At 32.5% G+C, this 17,204-nt stretch carries 16 protein-coding genes and 1 other RNA gene; 6 read left to right on the top strand and 11 right to left on the bottom strand.

What is annotated here, in order from left to right; genetic code table 11:
• Positions 1–99: 99 nt before the first annotated feature.
• The 5 genes from P0R33_RS20405 to ffs all read right to left on the bottom strand — a co-directional run bounded on the left by P0R33_RS20405 (position 100) and on the right by ffs (position 2,853).
• Positions 100–594, bottom strand: a complete 495-nt coding sequence (locus P0R33_RS20405; protein WP_276172999.1) for a hypothetical protein — start codon at positions 592–594, stop codon at positions 100–102.
• Between the two features lie 90 nt (positions 595–684).
• Positions 685–1,341, bottom strand: a complete 657-nt coding sequence (gene fsa / locus P0R33_RS20400; RefSeq protein WP_057116476.1) for a fructose-6-phosphate aldolase — start codon at positions 1,339–1,341, stop codon at positions 685–687.
• A 249-nt stretch (positions 1,342–1,590) separates the two neighbouring features.
• Positions 1,591–1,782 (bottom strand): hypothetical protein, encoded by a 192-nt coding sequence (locus tag P0R33_RS20395; protein ID WP_276172998.1) that lies wholly within the window; start codon positions 1,780–1,782, stop codon positions 1,591–1,593.
• Between the two features lie 4 nt (positions 1,783–1,786).
• On the bottom strand, positions 1,787–2,590 hold the full coding sequence (locus tag P0R33_RS20390; RefSeq protein WP_276172997.1) for an SDR family oxidoreductase: 804 nt from the start codon (positions 2,588–2,590) through the stop codon (positions 1,787–1,789).
• Between the two features lie 165 nt (positions 2,591–2,755).
• An RNA gene (gene ffs / locus P0R33_RS20385) (signal recognition particle sRNA small type) lies at positions 2,756–2,853 on the bottom strand.
• A gap of 88 nt (positions 2,854–2,941) precedes the next feature.
• Between ffs and P0R33_RS20380 the strand changes: the two genes are divergently transcribed.
• Together P0R33_RS20380 and hutI are read left to right on the top strand one after the other, a co-directional pair.
• Entirely contained in the window at positions 2,942–3,991 is a 1,050-nt protein-coding gene (locus P0R33_RS20380; protein WP_276172996.1) for a glutaminyl-peptide cyclotransferase, read from the top strand.
• Positions 3,992–4,083: 92 nt separating this feature from the next.
• Positions 4,084–5,322, top strand: a complete 1,239-nt coding sequence (hutI, locus tag P0R33_RS20375) for an imidazolonepropionase (protein ID WP_276172995.1) — start codon at positions 4,084–4,086, stop codon at positions 5,320–5,322.
• Between the two features lie 182 nt (positions 5,323–5,504).
• Here hutI and P0R33_RS20370 read toward each other — a convergent pair whose 3' ends face one another.
• Positions 5,505–6,383, bottom strand: coding sequence for a hypothetical protein (locus tag P0R33_RS20370; protein WP_184162319.1), 879 nt, complete (start codon positions 6,381–6,383; stop codon positions 5,505–5,507).
• A 98-nt stretch (positions 6,384–6,481) separates the two neighbouring features.
• On the opposite strand from P0R33_RS20370, the gene P0R33_RS20365 reads away from it, so the two are divergent.
• Together P0R33_RS20365 and P0R33_RS20360 are read left to right on the top strand one after the other, a co-directional pair.
• Positions 6,482–7,519, top strand: a complete 1,038-nt coding sequence (locus P0R33_RS20365; RefSeq protein WP_276172994.1) for a formimidoylglutamase — start codon at positions 6,482–6,484, stop codon at positions 7,517–7,519.
• A 137-nt stretch (positions 7,520–7,656) separates the two neighbouring features.
• On the top strand, positions 7,657–8,907 hold the full coding sequence (locus P0R33_RS20360; protein WP_276172992.1) for a DEAD/DEAH box helicase: 1,251 nt from the start codon (positions 7,657–7,659) through the stop codon (positions 8,905–8,907).
• Here P0R33_RS20360 and P0R33_RS20355 read toward each other — a convergent pair.
• The 3 genes from P0R33_RS20355 to aroC form a co-directional block, all read right to left on the bottom strand.
• Positions 8,904–11,021: a response regulator gene (locus P0R33_RS20355; RefSeq protein ID WP_276172991.1), complete on the bottom strand. Its 2,118-nt coding sequence runs from the start codon at positions 11,019–11,021 to the stop codon at positions 8,904–8,906. The genes P0R33_RS20360 and P0R33_RS20355 overlap by 4 nt on opposite strands.
• 191 nt (positions 11,022–11,212) lie before the next feature.
• A complete protein-coding gene (locus P0R33_RS20350) occupies positions 11,213–12,475 on the bottom strand; it encodes a cation:dicarboxylase symporter family transporter (RefSeq protein WP_276172990.1) in 1,263 nt (420 codons plus the stop codon).
• 52 nt (positions 12,476–12,527) lie between these two features.
• A complete protein-coding gene (aroC, locus tag P0R33_RS20345) occupies positions 12,528–13,586 on the bottom strand; it encodes a chorismate synthase (protein ID WP_276172989.1) in 1,059 nt (352 codons plus the stop codon).
• A 188-nt stretch (positions 13,587–13,774) separates the two neighbouring features.
• On the opposite strand from aroC, the gene P0R33_RS20340 reads away from it, so the two are divergent.
• Both P0R33_RS20340 and P0R33_RS20335 read left to right on the top strand, forming a co-directional pair.
• Complete coding sequence (locus P0R33_RS20340; protein WP_276172988.1) at positions 13,775–14,596, top strand: UDP-2,3-diacylglucosamine diphosphatase; 822 nt, start codon at positions 13,775–13,777, stop codon at positions 14,594–14,596.
• A 120-nt stretch (positions 14,597–14,716) separates the two neighbouring features.
• Positions 14,717–15,214: a hypothetical protein gene (locus P0R33_RS20335; RefSeq protein WP_276172987.1), complete on the top strand. Its 498-nt coding sequence runs from the start codon at positions 14,717–14,719 to the stop codon at positions 15,212–15,214.
• Between the two features lie 83 nt (positions 15,215–15,297).
• Here P0R33_RS20335 and P0R33_RS20330 read toward each other — a convergent pair whose 3' ends face one another.
• Both P0R33_RS20330 and bshA read right to left on the bottom strand, forming a co-directional pair.
• A complete protein-coding gene (locus tag P0R33_RS20330; RefSeq protein WP_276172986.1) occupies positions 15,298–15,720 on the bottom strand; it encodes a protease complex subunit PrcB family protein in 423 nt (140 codons plus the stop codon).
• A 15-nt stretch (positions 15,721–15,735) separates the two neighbouring features.
• Positions 15,736–16,881, bottom strand: coding sequence for an N-acetyl-alpha-D-glucosaminyl L-malate synthase BshA (gene bshA, locus P0R33_RS20325; protein WP_229350141.1), 1,146 nt, complete (start codon positions 16,879–16,881; stop codon positions 15,736–15,738).
• Positions 16,882–17,204 lie beyond the last annotated feature (323 nt).

Below are 17,204 nucleotides of genomic sequence, written 5' to 3'. Positions count from 1 at the left end.
AATATTAAAATTAGTTTAGTAAAGTAACTTAGTAACTCAGAATCTTAGAAACTCAAAACCTTTGAACCTTTGTTCCTCTGAACCTCTGCACCTCAAAACCTACTTCGCATTAATAATATTCCGAAGATTCTTCTTAAAAATAGCCTTATTTTGAGCCGTTAACGGATAAACAACATCTTTATCAGCATGTACAATTACTTTATCAATATCAGCCTTTAAAAGCGCTTCTGGGTTTGCAATTTTTAGCGTGCATGCACCGTCAAAAAAACCATCATCTTCTATCGTTTTTTTAGCTTCTATAATTGTTCCATCGCTTAAAACGGCAGAAATCTTCATTTCACTATTCAAAGTTTTCGAATAAAAACCATCCATTACCAAAAGCAATCGATAACTGTTTTTCATTTCAGGACCTTTAAATTCATGTCTTGTTATGTTATAGCGAAGACCTTTTGCCAGCGTTTGAAATTTGACCGAGCAATCCAATTCGTAAGTTGCAACATCTCCAGCATCATTTACCGAAGTTATCACTTTCGCCTGAGCGTTTATAGAAGAATTTACAATCAAAAAAGACAATAAAACAAATAGTACTTTCATAATCAGTTATTTAAGATTCATATAAAAGTAAAAAAAATCGTCCTTTCTCGTTAGAAAAAAGACGATTTTTATTTTATAAGTATCTAAGGATTACTTGTTTCCTTTCTCGAAATCAGCTACGAATTGAGCTAAACCGATATCAGTCAAAGGATGTTTCAACAATCCGTAAATTGCAGAAAGAGGTCCAGTCATAACATCAGCACCAATTTTAGCACAGTTCACAATATGCATTGTGTGACGCACAGAAGCCGCTAAAATTTGAGTTTCGTAACCGTAGTTATCGTAAACTTCTCTAATTTCTTGAATCAAATTCAATCCATCTGTAGAAATATCGTCTAAACGCCCAACAAACGGAGAAACATAAGTAGCTCCAGCTTTTGCAGCCAAAAGAGCTTGACCAACAGAGAAAACAAGAGTTACGTTAGTTTTGATTCCTTTATCAGAAAAATATTTTGCAGCCATAACACCTTCCTTAGTCATAGGAAGTTTTACAACAATCTGATCATGTAATTCAGCTAACTCCTCACCTTCTTTAACCATTCCGTCAAAATCCAATGCATTAACTTCAGCACTAACATCACCTTCAACAAGATTACAGATGTCAACATAATGCTTCAAGATGTTGTTTTTTCCAGTGATTCCTTCTTTTGCCATCAAAGATGGGTTAGTTGTTACACCATCCAAAACACCTAAAGCTTGTGCTTCTTTAATTTGAGCTAAATTAGCTGTGTCAATAAAAAATTTCATAATTTATATTATTTAAATTGTGTTGATTATTAGGGCGTGACCATATTTACAAAAGGCGCACTCATCAAACCGCTTACGAGCGCCTTTTCCAAATCTGGTCGGGCTATACGCACTACTTAGGTAGTTTGCTTCTATCCCTCACGCAAAATTCAGCTGCAAAATTACGAAATCAATACCAATAACAATTTCAAAAATTAAAATCAATTTGCGAATTATAGTAAAATTCACAAAATATTTACAAACAGTAAATTATTTATTTCTGTTTAGTTCTTTCAATTCGTCTCTAATTTCTTCTAAAACCCTTAAAGTATCTTCTTTGTAACTTTCAGAATTATTTATTTTATCGCTTACTGATCCTAAAATTCTACGAATCACAAACCAAATAATAAGCAAAACTAAAACACCAAAAACAGTTGGCAAAAACTCATTAAACTTTTCCATGATTCTATAATTTATAATGGTTCATTAGCATTTTCTCATACATTTTATCTGGAAGCGCACGTTTCAATACAATCGAAAACTTCTGCATAAAAGCGCCAACTTTATAATGCACATTTGGTTTTTTCACTTGAATAATTTTATAAACCGCTTCTGCCATTTCATTCGGATTACTTCCTGCATCAACGTGATCGTTCATAGTTGCCAAAACGCCTCCATAAACTTTCTCATAAGCCGAATCTTTAATCACTGGTGCATGATAGCGACCAGCAGCAATATTGGTTGCAAAATCTCCTGGCGCAACATTGGTAATTTCAATACCGAAAGATTTCACTTCCATTCTCAAAGCTTCGGTAATCAATTCTAAAGCACCTTTTGATGCCGAATAAACACTTCTATAAGGAAGTCCCATATAACCAGCAATAGAAGTAATATTTATAATTAATCCTGAATTCTGTTTACGCATTTGCGGTAAAACTGCTTTCATCACTTCAATCGGGCCAAAGAAGTTTGTTTCAAAATTATTTCGAATTTCTTCAGTCGGAATTTCTTCCAAAGGCCCAGTAATTCCAACTCCAGCATTATTTATAACGATATCTAATCTTCCAGAGGTTTCAATAATTTTAGAAACAGCATTTTGAATAGATTCTGCATTTCGAACATCTAAAGCAACCAAAGGAAAAACAGAATTTACAACTTTATCAGGATTTCGGCTTGTTCCATACACAACGAAACCTTTTTGATGTAAAAATTCACCAATAGATTTTCCAATTCCTGATGATCCTCCGGTAATTAAAACGACTTTGTTCATTTGACAGATTAAATGTTAGGTTAAAGTGATTATCTATGAGTCAAAATTAATACAACAAGAAAAAATCTTTAGTTTCTTTCATATAATTTCCAACTTTCGAGATGCCCAAAAATAAAAAAATCTTCCAGAAGGAAGATCACAAATTAAGTATTTCTAAAAATAAAAAAATGGCAAGCGACCTACATCGCACCGCTCAACCACGTACCCTTGCTATGTTCCCATCCTGGGGGAGTCTGCAGGAGCTGGTCGTGTAGGACTTGCCGGTGCAAATATACAACCTTTTTATATTTTTGCAAGACCTTTGTTGCTATAAAAATATCGTCGTATATTGGCTTATTCAAATTTTAAACTATGAAAAATTATAACTTCCTAACTCTCATTTTATTAGGAATCACATTAATTGGATGTGGAGATAAAAATAAAGCTGAAAATTCTTTATTTAATATTGATGATAGTGCTTTTCCTGCTCATTTTACCCAAAAAGAAGCGCTTACAATTGGAATTTTAAATCCAAAATCGAAAGAAATCGACAGCGTTGCCTACTTCATAAACGATCAAAGAGTAGGAAGTACAAAAGGCGCTAAAGAATTTAGATTTGAATTAATAGATCAAAAATTAGGTTACCAATACTTAAAAGCTACTGTTTATTTTGGTGGAGATTCTTCTGATGCCACTAAAAGAATTGAAGTTGTTTCTGATATCGAACCAAAATTATTAAAGTATAAAGTTGTCAATACTTTTGTGCACGATACAACTGCTTTTACAGAAGGTTTAGAATTTTATAATGGAAGACTTTTTGAGAGCACAGGACAAAAAGAAGATTCTTATTTTAGAGAAGTAGACTACAAAACTGGAAAAGTAATTAAACAGGTTGATCTTCCGAAAGAATATTTTGGAGAAGGAATTACATTTTTTGGAGGTAAAATATATCAATTATCTTGGCAGGAAAAAACTGGTTTCATTTATGACGCTAATACTTTCAAGCTAGAAAAAACTTTTAAATACGATAAAGATATTGAAGGTTGGGGAATGACGCATGATGACAAATACATTTATCATTCTGACGGAACTGAGAAAATCTGGAAAATGGATCCTACCACTCAAAAATTAATTGATTATATCAATGTATATTCTGGAACGTCAAAAATTAAAGCAATTAATGAGCTAGAATTAATAGATGGCAAATTTTATGCAAATGTTTGGCAGAAAGATGCTATTGCAGTAGTAAATCCAGAATCTGGAGCTGTTGAAAAAATCCTTAATCTTTCAGATTTACGCAAATCATTAAAAGCTAAAAATGCTGAAGTATTAAACGGAATCGCTTACAATCCCCAAACAAAAACAATTTTTGTAACGGGTAAATACTGGGATAAAATGTTCGAAATAACAGTTTCTGAATAAACCTAAGACAAAAACAATTTTACGAATTTCACAGATTTCACGAATTAGTTCGTGATAATTTGTGAAATTTGTGTTTTATAACAATATCAATAATGAAAACATTAATTACAAACATAAAAGAATTACTTCAAGTTCGCGAAACTTCAATTGCTAAAGTTTCAGGTTCAGAAATGGCGGTACTTCCAACAATTAAAAATGCTTTTTTAGTTTTAGAAGACAATCTTATTGCAGATTTTGGTTCAATGGAAAATCTTCCAGAAATTAATCCTGATAAAGTTATTGATGCCACAGGAAAAGTAATTCTACCGTCTTGGTGCGACAGCCACACACATATTGTATATGCAGGAAATCGCGAACAGGAATTTGTTGACAGAATTAATGGATTAACATATGAAGAAATTGCCAATCGTGGCGGCGGAATTTTAAATTCGGCTAAAAAACTAAATGAAACTTCAGAAGATGAGATTTACGAACAATCTAAGACTCGTCTTGAAGAAGTTATGCGTTTAGGAACTGGAGCAGTTGAAATAAAATCAGGTTACGGATTAACATTTGAAGGTGAATTGAAAATGCTTCGCGTAATTAAAAAATTGGCAGAAAATTATCCAATTTCGATCAAAGCAACATTTTTAGGCGCACACGCATTTCCAACTCATTATAAAGAAAATAAAGCAGGTTATATTGATGAAATCATTTCGAAAATGATTCCAGAGATTGCTAAAAATAAACTGGCAGATTATGTCGATGTTTTCTGCGAAAGCGGCTACTTTTCTGTAGAAGAAACCGAAAAAATTATGCAGGCAGGAATTGATTTTGGCTTAAAACCAAAAATTCACGTCAATCAATTTAATTCTATTGGCGGAATTCAAGCTGGGGTTAAATTTAAAGCGCTTTCTGTTGACCATTTAGAAGTTATGAATTCAGAAGATATTGATGCTTTAAAAGATTCAGAAACGATGCCTGTTGCTTTACCTTCTTGTTCTTATTTTTTAAGCATTCCGTACACTCCCGCGCGAGAAATGATTAATGCTGGTTTACCTTTAGCATTAGCCACAGATTTTAACCCAGGCTCTACTCCATCTGGAAATATGAATTTTGTTGTTGCAACAGCTTGTATTAAAATGAAAATGACACCAGAAGAAGCGATTAATGCCGCAACAATTAATGGCGCTTATGCAATGGGACTTTCAGAAACTCATGGAAGTATTACAAAAGGTAAAAAAGCCAATTTAATTGTAACAAAACCAATTTCTTCTTATTATCAAATTCCTTATGCTTTTGGAAGTAATTTAATCGAGTCTGTTTTTCTTGAAGGTAAAATTCTGGAATAAACTTTTATTATTTTCCACAAAATTAAAATCAATTAAACTCAAATATAGCCCATGGTTTCAACCACGGGAAACGTATTGTTACCTATTGTTTAAAAAATCATTCAGAACTAATCCATAAAAAAAGGTCTGTGAAAATGCACAGACCTTTAATATCAAAGTGGTATTTATCCCTTTTGGCTAAATTATCTTAAACTGAAGCTAGTTTTAGAAACTAACTCATCATTATCAAAAACATTGATGAAGTAAGTTCCTTTTGCGAAATCTTTCCCAGGAAGGTCTTCACTAACATTTACGCTTTTGTTTTCGTACTTAACAGTAGTTTTAAAGCTGTATGTTAAAGAGTTATCTCCAAAACTTTCTGTTTTCTTTTCTCCTAAAACGTTGTTTTTAGCATCAATTACTTGTACATAATAAGTTTTGTCACCAGATTTTGCAATTTGGTTTTCAGCAATTGTAAAACTAACTTTTAAGATATCAGCACGACTTGCTTTATCTGTTTCAATTTGTTTTCCTGAGCTTCTCAATTTGTAAGCTGCAGTTTTTGTATTTAACACAGATAATTTAGAACCTCTTTCTACAGTTTTAGAAAGTTCTTCGTTTTGACCAACTAAAACTTCATTAAACTTTTTAGATTCTCCTAAAACTACGATTGTACTATCTCTCTGAGTTGTTAAAACACCATTTTGTTTTTTCAACTCATCGTTTTCAGCAACCAAAGTTTTCATTTTACTTTGCATAGCCTGAACTTGAGATTTGTATTTAGAAACATCCCCTTTAGATTTGTTTAAATCATCCATTAAAGCAACTACTTTATCCCTCTCTTGGATCAACTCATCAGACATTGAAGTATTTTCAGCAATTGCAGCATCGTACGTTGCTTTTAATTCCTGTAAATCTTTCATAACAGATTCTTTTTCTGTCATTGATGTTGTAAGTTCTGTTTTAACTACTTCTGAATCAGAAGATAATTTAAAAATATACACTAAGCTACCAATCAGTAGGACTGCTAAAACTGCGATTATCGCTTTTAGACTTGAATTGTTGTTCTTTGGGTTTTCCATATTTAAAAAATTTTCTTTAATAACAAATTTAAGAATTAATATAAGGTAATAACGTAAGTTAGTACAATTATATTATTTTTGGAAAATAAATTTTTTTAATGGAGAAATTAATCCCTTTCACTATAAATGATTTAGCAAAAGTCACAAATCATCGAAGTGGTGAAATAAAGTTCGGAGAAAAAATGATTGTCATTCCGCCAGGAACTGACAAAGTTGATTTTCTAAAACAAAGTGAAGCTAAATATGTGCTTTTAGGAATTCCTGAAGATATTGGCGTGCGCGCCAATTACGGAAGACCTGGAGCCGCTTCTGCTTGGCAATCTGCCATAAAAAGCATTGCCAATATCCAACATAATCGTTTTTCTAAAGGAAGTAATATTATCATTTTAGGACATATTAATGTTGCTGATGAAATGCGCGAAGTTGAAAACTTAGATTTTAACGACATTGACGATCGTTCTAAATTAAGTCAACTTGTTGAAAAAATAGACAAAGAAGTATCTCATATTATATTTACAATTATTAAAGCCGGAAAAACACCAATTATTATAGGCGGAGGACATAATAATGCATACGGAAATATTAAAGGTGCCGCTTTAGCGAAAGGAAAACCAATAAATGCCATTAATTTTGATGCTCATTCTGATTTTAGAATTCTTGAAGGTCGTCACAGCGGAAATGGATTCTCTTATGCCTATGAGGAAGGTTTCTTAAAAAAATACTTCATTTTCGGACTTCACGAAAATTATACTTCAAAAAGTGTTTTAGATATTATTAAAAAACTGGAAGATCGAGTTCGATATAATACTTACGACAGCGTTAATATTAGAAAAGAAAAAGACTTTAATCGCGAGATGATTACAGCTTTGGATTTTATAAAAAATGATGCTTTCGGAATTGAAATAGACTTAGACGCAATTCCTAACATCGCCAGCAGCGCTATGACAATTAGCGGTTTTTCTGTAGAAGAATTAAGGCAGTTTGTTTCCTTTTTTGCCGAACATAAAAACGCTGCTTATATTCATATTTGCGAAGGCGCACCAGATTTAGACAATGCTCCAAATAATAATTTAATTGGAAAATTAATTGGTTATTTGGTAACCGATTTTATAAAAGCAAACTTAGAACAGGATTGATTTTGAGCATCAATTTCAATCCTAAAACTAAACACGTTTGCCAAATAATCGCCAATTCAAACAAACGATTGACTGAATAAACCTATCTTTGCACAGCATTTTAGTACATCAAACTAAAATACTTAACAAATTAAGATATGTTATTCGAAGATTTATCACTTTCAAAAAGTATACAAAAAGCCGTATTTGAAGAAGGCTATTTAAACCCTACTCCTATTCAGGAACAATCTATTCCGATTGTTTTATCAGGAAGGGATTTAATTGGCTGCGCGCAGACAGGAACAGGAAAAACAGCGGCATTTGCTATTCCAATTATACACCAATTACACCGAATTGTAGGTTCATCAAAAAAAGCAAAACAAATTCGTGCACTTATAGTTACACCAACTCGAGAACTTGCCGTGCAAATTGGAGAAAGTTTTGACACTTATGGAAAATACACCAACTTGACACAATTAACGATTTTTGGTGGTGTTTCTCAGAACCCGCAAGTTGAAACTTTAAAAAAAGGAGTAGATATTTTAGTGGCAACTCCAGGAAGATTACTTGATTTACACAAACAAGGTTTTTTAGATTTTGATCATTTGCATACTTTGGTTTTAGACGAAGCCGATCAAATGTTGGATATGGGTTTTATAAACGATGTCAAAAAAATCGTAAAACTGACTCCAAAAAATAGACAAACCTTACTTTTCTCCGCAACAATGCCTATTGCAATTCGCGAATTGGCAGAAATGTTCCTAAAAGATCCAGAAAAAGTAGAAGTTTCTCCAGTTTCATCAACAGCAGAAAACGTAGAACAACGTGTCTATTTCGTTGACAAAACAGAAAAAAGAAACTTATTATATAAATTGATTCAAGAAGAAAATTTATCAAACGTACTTGTTTTTTCGAGAACAAAACACGGTGCAGATAATGTTGTAAAAGCGCTTCGTAAAAAAGAGATTCCTGCAGAAGCAATTCATGGAGATAAATCTCAAAATGCTAGACAACGTGTTTTAGACGCTTTTAAAAACAAAGAAGTTGGGGTTTTGGTCGCAACTGATATTGCAGCGAGAGGAATTGACATTGAACAACTTCCGTATGTAATCAATTTTGATTTACCGAATATTCCTGAAACTTATGTTCATCGTATTGGTCGTACAGGACGTGCTGGAAATGGCGGAATTGCGATTTCTTTCTGCGGAAAAGATGAAGAGCCATATTGGAAAGATATTAAGAAGCTAATCAAAGTAGATGTAAAAATCATTTCAGATCATCCCTATCCTTGGCATTCAGGAAGTCCAGAAGCTGGAGAAAAACCTAAAAATTCTTCTAATAGAAGCGGCGGAGCTCATAAATCGAGAAAGTCGAATTCTTCTAAAAAAAACAAAAAACGCTGGTATTAAACAGCGTTTTTTTCGTTTATAAGGAAATTTATTATTTTAAATAATTTGACGGGTTCAAAGGGTTTTATAATGATATCATTCATTCCTGCTGTAATGGCTTCATCGGTAATTTCATCTTTATCAAAAGCAGTTAAGGCAACAATTGGAGTATCTATTCCTAGAAGACGAATTCGTTTTGTGGTTTCAAATCCGTTCATCAAAGGCATATTAATATCCATTAAAATCAAATCAAAAACTTCATTTTCTAAAATCCTTAACGCCGCAAAACCATCATCAACAACTTTACATGCATAATTGTTTTTTTCGATAATTTTTTTGGTCACCAATTGATTGATTAAATTATCTTCTACAACCAAAATTTTATAGATTTCATTTGAAGTTAAATCTACTTCTATTTCATTAATTATACTTTTAGTTTTGGCCAAATCATGTTCAAAAGCAATTACAAACGAAAATGAAGTTCCTTTTCCTAGATCACTATCCAATGTAATCGAACTGCCAAAAAGTCCAAGCAACCTTTTAACAATACTAAGTCCAAGACCAGTTCCTTGATAATCTGATTCTTTGCGCCCTACTTGAACAAATTTCTCAAAAACCTTACTTTGATCTACCGCTGCGATACCTATACCATTATCTTTAACCATAAAATTCAAGTGATTTAGCTTTCCTTCAACATTCACTAAATCTACTTTTATTTCTACTTCTCCATCTTTTGTAAATTTCAATGCATTACTTACTAAGTTCATCAAAATTTGCGATAATCGAAGTTTATCCCCAATTAAATATTCTGGAATTTCGGGATCAACATCTATGGAAATTTTGTTATTATTTTTCTGCGAAAGAAAAGATAGCGAGTTCTTAATAACGGTAATTTCGTCTAGAATATTAAATGTGAAATTTTCTAGCACAATCTTATTTTCTTCAATCTTATTAATTTGAAGAATATCATTTACCAAAGAAAGCAAATATCTGGCTGAGAATTTTAGGGAACTTAAATGTTGGCTTTTTGAGATTTCCTCATGTTCTTCTAAAAGCATATTAGTGATACCAACAACACCATAGAGCGGAGTACGTAATTCGTGGCTTATAGTAGAAATAAACTGTGTCTTTAATAAAGAAGCTTCCTCAGCTATTTCTTTTGCTTTTAAAAGCTCTAAATTATGTTTTTTCTTAAATCGGATATTCTTTATTAAAGTGATGATTAAGAAAAGGAGAATTAAAGAAATCAGAATAAATAAAATTACAATAATTCTTGATTTTTTAAGACTTTGGGATTGTTCTACTTTTTCATTTTCGATTTTATCAATTTCTCTTTTGTATTCATCTAGTTCTAAACTGATTCCTGCATTTGAAGCTTTACTTAACTTCCCTTCATTATAAATATCTTCAGAAATTTTATTGTAATTCTTTAAAGCTTCATAAGCTTCTTTATGCTTATCAATTTTATTTAGAAAAGTAGCATATTCTAAATAAGCGTTTGATAAATCTGTTTTTTCTTCGCATTTATTTCCAGCTTCTATTGCTTTTAAAAAATAGACGTTTGCCTCATCATTCTGTTTTTTATGGCTTAGATAAATACCATTAAGCATATTAACAATAACATCGGTAGACTTATCTCCATATTTTCTGTTATTATTTACATATTTCAAGAAAAGATATCCTTCGTCATAATTTTTAATATCAAAGTACGCCCAAGCAATATTGACATTAGTAAAAAATACATCTTTTAAATTATTTGTTTTTAAGCAATAAGCGATAGCTTTCTTATAGTATCGAATTCCTTGATCAAATTCTCCTCGATCAAAGCAATGCATATTTCCTAAATTGTTGTAAATATTAGCTTTTAGAGAATCGTTAGTGGTTTTGTTTGCATAACCTAAGCTTTTTTTATAAAAAAAGATAGACTTGTCAAACTCTGAAACAGCATTATAATTAGCTGCAATTATGTTGTAAGATCTAGCAATAATACAATTGTCTTTTTGTAATGTTGCCGCATTTAAGGCTGTTCTGGAAAGTATTAATGATTTCTCAAAGTTGGATTCTCTGAAAGATGCGAGCGCCTGTTTAACCAGTTTTTCCGTTTTAGGATTTTTACCGCAGTCAGATTGCGCCATAGCCGATTCTATGCCGAAATTCAGGCAAAAAATCAGAAATAAATAAATCCGTATTCGGGGCATCAATCGGGCTAGTTTAATCAAATATACACTTTAAAATAAAAAAAAGCTGTATTTCAAATAAAAATACAGCTTTTCAATTGTTATTTAGACAACTAAGATTAAAATTGTAATCTCAGCGCTACTTTTTCTTATTCTTTTCCGTCTTCCCACTGACCTACTACAGAAGTAGCTAAAGCGTTTCCTAAAACATTAGTTGCGCTTCTAAACATATCGCAAAAGTGGTCAATTGGTAAAATTAATGCAATACCTTCAATAGGAATATCAAACATTCCGCAAGTCGCAGCTACAACTACTAAACTTGCTCTTGGCACACCTGCAATACCTTTACTTGTAAGCATTAAAACCAAAAGCATTGCCATTTGAGTACCTAAATCTAAATGTACGTTGTAGAACTGTGCAATAAAGATACTTGCAAAAGTCATATACATCATACTTCCGTCAAGGTTAAACGAATAACCAAGAGGCAGCATAAACGAAACAATTTTATCTTTTACGCCAAAACCTTCTAATTCCTCTGTTAATTTCGGAAATACAGCTTCACTACTAGTTGTTCCAAAAGCAATTGCCAAAGGTCCAGTTATACGTCTTAATAATTCGGTCATTCTTCCTTTTAGAAAAATATATCCGACTGCAATTAAAATAATCCATAAAGTACTGATTCCGATTAAAAACGAACCGAAAAATTTAAAGTAAGTAATGACCAATTCCTCAGCATCACGAATAGCAAACACACCTGCAATAGCACCAAAAACTCCAATTGGCGCAAATTTCATTACATAGTTTACCATTTTTAAAACAATATGAGATAATTTGTCAAAAGCACCAATAATTGGTTTTACCTTCTCGCCTAAAGACGCAGCTGCCAATCCGAAGAAAATTGAGAAAACTACAATTTGCAGAATTTCATTGGTTGCCATTGCTTCGACGATACTTTTTGGAACGATGTGTTCAACGAAATTATCAAAAGACAAGTTTTGAGTTTTACCAGTAACTTCTGAAGCTGCTGCCATATCTACGTGATCCAATTTTAGACCGACGCCTGGCTGTAAAACATTTACATAAAATAATCCAATTAAAAGAGAAATAAACGAAGCTGTAAAAAACCATCCAATAGCTTTTCCTCCAATTCTTCCAACGGTTTTAATATCGCCTAATTTCGCAATTCCCACTACCAAAGTCGTAAAAACCAACGGAGAAATAATCATTTGCACCAAACGGATGAAGATGGTTGCCAGCATTTTTATTTTACTGCTAAATGCTTGTGCTGCTTCGGGCGAAATGCTGTTGTGCAGTATAATTCCTAATATGGCTCCAAGAACCATCGCAATTATAATCTGCCCTGTTAATCCCGAAAGAAATGATTGTTTTTTAGTTTCTGTAACTTCTTGCATTAATTTATTTTTTAATTATTAAAATATAAGACCCTCACTGTCTTACCTTTTATTAATATGTTTTGTTGATTAAATAAAAATCAGCCAAAACAATTGCTGCCATTGCTTCTACAATTGGCACAGCGCGAGGCACTACACACGGATCATGACGTCCTTTTCCTGTCATTGGTGTAATATTTCCTTTATTATCTAATGAGTCCTGTGTCTGCATGATAGTTGCAACAGGTTTAAAAGCTACTCTGAAATAAATATCCATTCCATTGCTGATTCCTCCTTGAATTCCGCCAGAAAGATTTGTTTTTGTAGTTCCGTCATTATTATACAAATCATTGTGTTCGCTTCCTTTCATTTCAGAACCAGAGAAACCGCTTCCGTATTCAAAACCTTTTACAGCATTAATAGAAAGCATTGCTTTTCCTAATTCTGCATGAAGTTTATCAAATACAGGTTCTCCCAAACCAACTGGAACATTTTGGATTACACAAGTTACAACACCTCCAACAGTATCGCCTTGTTTACGAATATCACGAATATATTCTTCCATAATTGCAGCCGATTTTTCGTCTGGACAACGAACAGGATTGCTTTCTATTTTAGAAAAATCCAATTCCTGGTAAGGCGTTTCTAAGTGAATTGGCCCAACAGATGAAACATAAGCATTGATTTTAATTTCAGGAAGCATTTGTTTTGCAATTGCTCCTGCCACTACTCTACTTGCCGTTTCTCTTGCAGAACTTCTTCCGCCTCCACGATAATCGCGGAAACCATATTTCTGATCGTATACATAATCAGCGTGGCTTGGTCTGTAATTATCTTTTATATGTGAATAATCATCTGACTTTTGATTGGTGTTTGGAATAATAAAACCAATTGGAGTTCCAGTAGTTTTTCCTTCAAAAATTCCAGATAAAAACTGAACTGCATCTGGTTCTTTTCTTTGTGTAACAATTGCCGATTGTCCAGGCTTTCTGCGAGCCATATCTACCTCAATTGCTTCAAAATCTAGTTGAATTCCTGGAGGGCATCCATCGATAATTCCGCCTAAAGCTTCACCGTGAGATTCTCCAAATGTTGTTACTTTATATAGTTTGCCGAAGCTGTTTCCTGCCATTGTAATTTGTTTTGAGCAAATGTAAGTTTTATGAATTAAATTAAAAAATTTAAAACTGGTATTATTAACTAAACATTAACTGGAATAAAAATCACAATTTGGTAAAATTATCCGCATTTTCATAACCTTTTGATAAAATAAATCTAAACAGACTTTCTTTAATTTGTAAAACTTCAAATCAAGAAAAATTGAAAAAGAGAAATGTCGAATTGGTCATTCTTTCTGATGTCCATTTAGGAACTTACGGAAGTCACGCTAAAGAACTAAACAACTATCTTTCAAGCATTAAACCAAAAACTTTAGTCTTAAACGGTGACATAATTGATGCTTGGCAATTCCGTAAATCGTACTTTCCGAAAGCACATTTGCGAGTAATCCAACGCATTATCGGAATGGCATCTAAAGGAACAAAAGTGTATTATATTACTGGAAACCACGATGAAATACTTCGAAAATTCAGTGATATGAATATGGGAAATTTTGCTTTGGTCGATAAATTAGTTTTAGAATTAGACGATAAAAAAGCTTGGATTTTTCACGGAGATGTCTTTGATGCTTCTGTACAGCATTCAAAATGGATTGCAAAATTAGGCGGATTAGGTTATGATTATCTAATTCTAATAAATCGATTTGTAAACTGGTGTCTGGCAAAATTAGGACGTGAACCATATTCTTTTTCTAAAAGAATCAAAGCGAGTGTAAAAAAAGCAGTCAAATTTATTTCTGATTTCGAAACTACTGCAACTGACTTAGCCATCGAGAAAAATTACGATTATGTAATCTGCGGTCATATACATGAGCCAAAAATCATGACCAAAGAAAACAAATACGGATCTACATTATACTTGAATTCTGGTGACTGGGTAGAAAATCTTACAGCATTAGAATATCATAAAAAACGCTGGAAATTATTCTCCTATAAAGCCAGTAATTTTGTTGAAGAAGAAAACCTATTTGAAATGGAAGATATTCTAACTTCACAACTGATCTCATCCATAATATTGAAATAAATTTTAACATTTAGATTGCGAAATTTCAAAAAATGTAAATTATATAACAATTTTCAAAAATTTTATACGTTCTCTTTCTGACTGTAATAATACATTTGAAAAAAATAATTTAACCATTTTATGAAAAAGATAATTTTATCTGCCATTATGCTTTTTGGATTAGCATTCACGGCTCAATCACAAGAAATTTCAAAACACGCTTTAGGATTACGTCTTGGAGACAACAACGGATTTGGTGGTGAGGTATCATACCAATTAGGATTGAATCAAAAAAACAGACTTGAATTTGATTTAGGCTGGAGAAATAGTAGAGATGTTGATGCCATTAAAGGTGTTGCACTTTACCAATGGGTTTGGAACATCGATGGAGGTTTTAACTGGTACGCTGGTGTCGGTGGAGGTTTAGCCGCTTGGGATTACGATTACCGCTACAACGATAATAGATTTAAAGATAGCGGAACTTATGTTTTTGCTGCTGGAGATATTGGTATCGAATACAGATTTAAAGAAGTACCATTAACACTGTCATTAGACGCTAGACCAGAAATTGGTTCTGGATATTATGATGATGACAATTTTGGATTTGACGTCGGTTTAGGGGTTAAATTCAGATTCTAAATAAAAATAAAAAATAATTGTAAGAAGAAAATCCTGTCATTTCACAATGACAGGATTTCTTTTTTTTGACAACATCAAAATTTCTATTTAATTATAATTTCTTTCTTAGAGTGAATTTTTACTACAGTATAAGGATAAGAGATTACCTGCATTGTCATTGCATCTTTTGCAGGGCTATTTTCTTTTACAGTAATAATAATATTTTTATCTGTTTCTTCCACTTTTTCAACGTCGATAGAATAACCGCTGGTGTTTTTTTCGCCCATATTTAAGATTACATAATTATAATCGTGAACATTTGGACTCTTCATTTTATCAGCCAGAAGAGGATCATTTTCGAGCATTTTAATTTCGTTTGGTTCTGTTAAAATCTCAAAAAATTTAATGTTTCCACCACCATCAGATTGCTTTGTCAAAACTTCATACAATGCGTTTGAACTTTCAACTTTCTTAACACCACAAGAAATCATCACAAAAACCGCTAAAACAGAAATTACTTTTTTCATTTATTGCTCTTTAAATTAATGCTTTTCATATTTATAATCATCAACTGCTTTTTGATACAATGCTTCGTATTTAGGAAGAATATTTCTGATATCAAACTTTCTAGCCACTTCTAAAGCATTTGCCTTAAACTGACTTAAAACAGCATCGTCTCTTAAAATTTTCAATGCGTTTTCAGCCATTTCCTCGACATTTCCAACATTGCTTAAATAACCCGAAAAGCCATCAAAATTAACCTCAGGCAAACCACCAGAATTACTAGAAATTACGGGCACACCACACGCCATTGCTTCTAAAGCTGCCAAACCAAAACTTTCAGTTTCAGAAGGCAATAAAAACAAATCGGTCATGCATAAAATTTTATCAATTTCATGGCTATTTCCAAAGAAAATCACTTTATCTAAAATCCCTAATTCTTGGCATAAGATTTCTGCCTTTTCTTTTTCTGGCCCGTCTCCAACCATCATTAACTTAGCAGGAATTTCTTTCTGTACATTATAGAAAATCTTAATAATATCTGGAATACGTTTTACCTTTCTAAAATTACTGATGTGTGTTATAATACGCTCATTTTCATTTGCCATCACATATCTGTGACATGGTGCTAAAGGATCTTTTTTAACTTTATCCAATTCAATAAAGTTCGGAATTACTTTAATTTTATTCTTGATTTTGAATAATTTCAAAGTATCATCTTTCAAACTCTGCGAAACAGAAGTAACATAATCCGATTTATTGATGCTAAAAGTTACCGCCGGTTTATAAAACGGATGATTTCCGACCAATGTAATATCAGTACCGTGAAGCGTCGTAATCATCGGAAGATTAATCCCTTCATTTTTAAGCATTTGTTTCGCCATATAGCCTGCATAAGCATGAGGAATGGCATAATGCACGTGTAAAAGCTCAATTTTATATAATTTAACCATATCGACCAATTTGCTCGACAAGGCTAATTCATAAGGCTGATAATGAAACAATGGATACTCCGGAACATTTACTTCGTGATAATGAACATTCGGATTTAAAAGCGCCAACCTTACTGGTTGACTGTATGTGATAAAATGTATTTCGTGTCCTCTTCTGGCTAATTCGAGACCTAACTCTGTGGCTACCACACCACTACCTCCAAAAGTAGGATAACAAACAATTGCTATTTTCATGGATTAAATTTAATTCTACGAAAATACTCAAAAATCACGTGTAAATAAGCTTTTAAATTGTTAGATTTTTGACAAAATTAGATTAATTCTAGTTAATAAATATTTTTAGAAGCAGACAATATCAAATAAAAAGAACCACTCGTCCCGCTGTCCGCTAAATTCCCGACCAACAAAAACTACGGCTAAAAAGCCTTGTTTTTCTAAATCGGGAGATACCGCTCCCATCGGGGCTAGATAAGATATTTTTGTTTTTCATAAGAACTTTTCTTCACAAACTTTGTCAAAGTTTAAAACTTTGATAAAGTTTCACGCTGTATTGTCAT

The organism is Flavobacterium sp. YJ01 (genome assembly GCF_029320955.1).
Taxonomy (GTDB): domain Bacteria; phylum Bacteroidota; class Bacteroidia; order Flavobacteriales; family Flavobacteriaceae; genus Flavobacterium.
The sequence above is the reverse complement of the archived record's forward strand: the minus strand, read 5'-3'. Positions and strand labels throughout refer to the sequence as shown.